This window comes from Coprobacter sp., from assembly GCF_982436375.1.
The window spans coordinates 1-5438 of sequence record NZ_CEWDCG010000194.1; the positions used below are offsets into that span (position 1 = coordinate 1).

The following is a 5438-nucleotide window of genomic DNA, read 5'->3' on the forward strand; positions in this document are numbered from 1 at the left end:
AGCCGAAAGAGGTAAACGATAAAGGGTATCATTATGCATACATGAAAAATCCCGATAATTGTATCGGATGTGCCAGTTGCGGTTATGTTTGTCCCGACGGATGTATTACCGTATATAAAGTAAAACTATAAACGAGAGTCTCCCACTCTCTTCACTTTAAAATAAGAACAAGATATGACAGAAGATGTAAAATTAATGAAGGGAAACGAGGCAATAGCCCATGCTGCCATACGTTATGGAGCAGACGGATATTTCGGTTACCCTATCACTCCGCAATCTGAGATTATGGAGACATTAATGGAATTGAAACCTTGGGAGACTACCGGCATGGTGGTACTTCAAGCAGAAAGCGAAGTAGCTGCAATCAATATGGTTTATGGTGGTGCCGGATGCGGAAAAGCCGTGATGACATCATCTTCAAGTCCGGGAGTCAGTTTGAAACAAGAAGGTATTTCATATATTGCAGGAGCCGAACTTCCCTGCCTTATCGTTAACGTCATGCGAGGAGGTCCCGGTTTAGGAACTATACAACCGAGTCAGGCAGACTATTTCCAAACAGTAAAAGGAGGAGGACACGGAGATTATCGTCTTATTACTTTAGCACCGGCCTCAGTACAAGAGATGGCAGACTTCGTCGCTTTAGGCTTCGATCTGGCTTTTAAATATAATAATCCCGCCATAATTCTTGCAGACGGTATTATCGGTCAAATGATGGAAAAAGTGGTTTTGCCGCCTTTCCGGCCACGTCGCACCGAAGAAGAGATACGTAAACAAATGCCTTGGGCAACTCAAGGTAAACTAGCCGGACACAAACGGAACGTTATCACATCTTTGGAACTCGACCCGGCTATCATGGAAGAAAACAATATTCGTTTTCAAGCCAAATACCGCAAAATAGAAGAAGCGGAAGTGCGCTATGAAGAGATCGGTTGCGAAAATGCCGATTATTTAATGATAGCATTCGGTTCAATGGCCCGTATTTGTCTGAAAACACAAGAAATGGCCCTCGCAGAAGGCATAAAAGTAGGGGTATTGCGTCCGATCACATTATGGCCCTTCCCATCGAAAATCATTGCCGAATATGCAAATAAGGTAAAAGGTATGATTTCGGTAGAATTAAATGCCGGGCAAATGGTCGAAGATATACGCTTGGCCGTCAACGGAAAAGTTAAAGTCGAACATTTCGGCCGCTTAGGAGGAATCGTTCCTACTCCGGATGAAGTGCTCAATGCTCTTAAACAGAAATTGATGTAATCCGGCATTTCCTTTTTACAAAGGATAAAATCGAAACCTTTTTACAAAAGAGTACGAAAGTATTCTTACAGACGATTAAAAACTCAAGATTATGGATGTAAACGAAATCATAAAACCCGAAAACCTCGTATATGACAAACCGAGGCTGATGAACGATAATCCCATGCACTATTGTCCGGGATGCAGCCACGGAGTTGTCCACAAACTTGTCGCCGAAGTTATCGATGAAATGGGAATGGAAGAACAAGCCATCGGTATCGCTCCGGTAGGTTGTGCTGTGTTTGCCTACAATTATATCGACATCGACTGGCTCGAAGCGGCACACGGACGCGCACCGGCAATAGCGACCGCCGTAAAACGTTTGAATCCGTCAAAAATGGTATTTACATATCAAGGTGACGGAGACTTAGCCGCTATCGGTACGGCAGAAACTATTCATGCTTGTAATCGAGGAGAAAACATCGTTATCATATTCATTAATAACGCAATCTACGGTATGACCGGCGGACAGATGGCGCCTACGACATTAGAAGGAATGGTAACGGCAACTTGCCCTTACGGAAGAAATGTAGAATTGAATGGTTATCCGCTAAAAATATCAAATCTCGTAGCACAATTAGACGGGACATGTTATGTTACACGTCAAAGCGTGCACACGGCTGCTGCCGTAAAAAAAGCGAAGAAAGCATTACGTCAGGCTTTTGAGAACTCTATGGCACGCAAAGGGACTTCATTGGTCGAATTTGTTTCGACTTGTAACTCCGGATGGAAAATGACTCCGGATCAAGCAAATAAATGGATGGAACAAAACATGTTTGCCAAATACCCGTTAGGAGATTTGAAAAATGAATAATTTGTAAAAACCGATCACAATGAAAGAAGAAATAATTATAGCCGGTTTCGGCGGGCAAGGTGTCCTTTCAATGGGTAAGATTTTGGCTTATTCGGGTCTCATGGAAGACAAAGAAGTAAGCTGGATGCCCTCTTATGGACCGGAACAACGTGGCGGAACAGCCAATGTAACTGTTATTCTAAGTGATGAACGTATCAGTTCTCCCGTATTGAATACTTTCGACGTCGCTATTATTCTGAATCAGCCGTCTTTAGAGAAATTTGAAAACAAAGTAAAACCGGGCGGAGTCTTAATATACGACGGTTACGGAATACACCACGCTCCTACTCGAAAAGATATCGATATATATCGTATAGATGCCATGGACACTGCAATCGAAATGGAAAATTCGAAAGCATTCAATATGATCGTGCTCGGCGGATTGTTGAAAGTAAAACCGATGGTATCTCTTGAAAATGTGCTGAAAGGGTTGAAGAAGTCTTTACCCGAACGGCATCATAAATTGATTCCGATGAACGAACAGGCTATTTTGAAAGGAATGGAAATTATCCGGAAAGTATAAAATCTATACCATACAAACCGGACAAGGCGACCGCTTTTATAAAGCAGCCGCCTTTTTTATTTTATCCAATACTATTGAAAATAAGACCTAATAATATTTTCACATTCTCAAATACATTAAAAACAAATACATTATGTTTGTTTTATGTCAAATGATTCCTATTTTTGCATTATCACTATTCTAAACACACACATAATGAAAACACTTAAATTATTTTTTTTCTGTGTTCTTTGCGCTATAACGGCACAAGCGAACAATTACAAAAGTATCCGGGATTTCAACGTATTGCCGACTAACACTCCGGAAGTAAACAAACAAAATCTCCAAAAAGCAATAGATTGGGCGGCTCAATCGGGAACGGCCTTATTTGTCGATCCATCGGAGACCCCCTATCCCGTAAACGGAGGAATAATTTTGAAAAAGAATGTTTCTCTGATCGGAGTGCACGGCCCTACGGGAAGAGGAACTAAGCATCCCTCAAAAAATCATCCCGTAGGTTCGGTATTCAGCATTACCGATAAAGACAACCCTTTCATTTCCGTACAATCGGCAACTCAAATACGAGGTATCCAATTCTGGTATCCGGAACAAACTCACACAAAAGCCGATGAAATCATAAAATATAAACCGACTATCCAAATGTGTTCCGATCAAAGAGCTCACGGTGTTACTCTGTCTTGTCTCACATTTTACGGAGAATATACTGCCATGGACTTTACTGCAACCCGAAAAAACACAAGCGAACTGGTGCTTATCGAACATTGCTACGGTTATCCATTAAGTGGACAATTTATCCGAATCGATTATTGTTATGACATCCCCCGAATTTTACACTGTCATGTAAATCCGGCAAATATGAGGGAATTCGGCCGTTCATTCAAACGGGAAATTATCGATGCCGTAATTGCAAATCAAACCTATGCTTTTTATATAGACCATACAGATAATGCACAGTTGATGGATGTATTCACATTCGGGACATACGGTGGGATATATTTAGGAGCTGAATCATACGGACAATTAACAAATTTCAATCTCGACTGCGTCACAATAGGTATCTACAAGAACGGATCGGGCACAAAAAACCGAAACTGGCAAATCGCTCAAGGCTCGATTATCGCTAATGCCGGAAAATCGATAGAAGAGATACATCCCATTGTCATTGAAGGACAAGGGCACACGGCAATATCGAATGTAGAAGCTTTTTCGGGAATGAACGGAGCTCTCACCGCAATCGGACAATCTTATGATTATTTACTTGTAAAAGGGGATAAACGGTTAACAATATCTATGTTTGGCTGCCGGATGAGAAACTATGTATCTAAAAATCCCATTACTGTACAAAACAAACAGGCAAAAATTCAAGCAGTAGCTTGCATAGATAAAAACGAAGAGTTATACAATAAGATCATCAAATAAATTTCTAATTATATTATTCTCTTTTATATATCGGACCTTTCAAGGTATTTCTCATAACTATCGGTTATAATATTTAAAATCTGAATAAACAGACATTTTTCAGAAACCAATTATTACGTATCTTTGTTAATATAATTACGTATTTATTTCTAACATAAAATATTCAAGGTTATGAATTACCTAACAGACAAAAAACTGACAATCGTAGGAGCTGCCGGAATGATCGGCTCAAATATGGCTCAAACGGCATTAATGATGAAACTAACCCCAAACATTTGTCTTTATGATCCTTATGCGCCGGCTCTCGAAGGTGTTGCCGAAGAAATGCTTCAATGCGGTTTTGAAGGAGCAAATATCACTTTTACCAGCAATATAAAAGATGCTCTTACGGAAGCTGACTATGTCGTTTCTTCTGGAGGCGCTGCCCGTAAAGCCGGAATGACCCGTGAGGATCTACTAAAAGGTAATGCAGAAATAGCAGCCCAATTCGGAAAAGATCTGCGCAACTATTGTCCGAATGTAAAACATGTCGTTGTCGTATTTAACCCTGCAGACATTACAGGTCTGATAACTTTACTTTATTCAGGATTAAAACCTTCTCAAGTTTCGACTTTAGCAGCTCTTGACAGTACCCGTTTACAAAATGAATTGGTAAAATATTTTAAGATTCCGGCTTCCGAAATAAAAAATTGTCGGACTTATGGCGGTCACGGAGAACAAATGGCGGTATTCGCTTCAACAACTACAATAAAAGGCAGTGCTCTTTCTTCTTTAATAGGAAGTGAACAATTGCCGGAAGCTGAATGGAAAGAAATAAAACAAAAGGTTATACAAGGCGGTAAACATATTATCGATTTAAGAGGACGTTCTTCGTTCCAGAGTCCGGCTTATTTATCCATTGAGATGATTGCTGCTGCCATGGGTGGTGCTCCATTCCGCTGGCCGGCCGGAGTATATGTACATTCTGGCAAATTTAACCATATCATGATGGCAATGGAGACTGCTATTACAAAAGACGGCATATCTTATAAAGAAGTAAAAGGCAATGCCACTGAAGAAAAAGAACTTGAAAGCAGTTACGAACACTTGTGTAAACTCCGGGATGAAGTTATCGCGATGGGTATAATTCCTCCTATCAACGAATGGCACAAACTTAATTCCAATATAGATTGAGAAAGGGGGTGTGCCAAAACTCAATTTTTGAAGATATGAACTTATAATTTGAAATTTGAGCACCCTTAAAAGGCCTAAAAAAGGGGCGTATCATTACTCAATACAGAGCTTGATATGACCCTTTTTTAATGTCATAGTTACAATCTATAACTTTTCGGAGGGGACATTTTAGTTTTG

General features: G+C 40.3%; 6 protein-coding genes. All 6 read left to right on the forward strand.

What is annotated here, in order from left to right:
* Positions 1-131, forward strand: a 131-nt coding sequence (locus tag AC1WHX_RS10085) for a 4Fe-4S dicluster domain-containing protein (protein WP_481229276.1), incomplete at its 5' end; no start/stop codon positions are given.
* 43 nt (positions 132-174) lie between these two features.
* Entirely contained in the window at positions 175-1254 is a 1080-nt protein-coding gene (locus AC1WHX_RS10090; RefSeq protein WP_009319352.1) for a 3-methyl-2-oxobutanoate dehydrogenase subunit VorB, read from the forward strand.
* 91 nt (positions 1255-1345) lie between these two features.
* A complete protein-coding gene (locus AC1WHX_RS10095; RefSeq protein WP_009319351.1) occupies positions 1346-2107 on the forward strand; it encodes a thiamine pyrophosphate-dependent enzyme in 762 nt (253 codons plus the stop codon).
* 19 nt (positions 2108-2126) lie between these two features.
* Positions 2127-2669, forward strand: coding sequence for a 2-oxoacid:acceptor oxidoreductase family protein (locus tag AC1WHX_RS10100; RefSeq protein ID WP_022390002.1), 543 nt, complete (start codon positions 2127-2129; stop codon positions 2667-2669).
* Between the two features lie 195 nt (positions 2670-2864).
* Positions 2865-4088: a hypothetical protein gene (locus AC1WHX_RS10105; RefSeq protein WP_302545362.1), complete on the forward strand. Its 1224-nt coding sequence runs from the start codon at positions 2865-2867 to the stop codon at positions 4086-4088.
* A gap of 171 nt (positions 4089-4259) precedes the next feature.
* Positions 4260-5261 (forward strand): malate dehydrogenase, encoded by a 1002-nt coding sequence (locus tag AC1WHX_RS10110; protein WP_122337219.1) that lies wholly within the window; start codon positions 4260-4262, stop codon positions 5259-5261.
* Positions 5262-5438 lie beyond the last annotated feature (177 nt).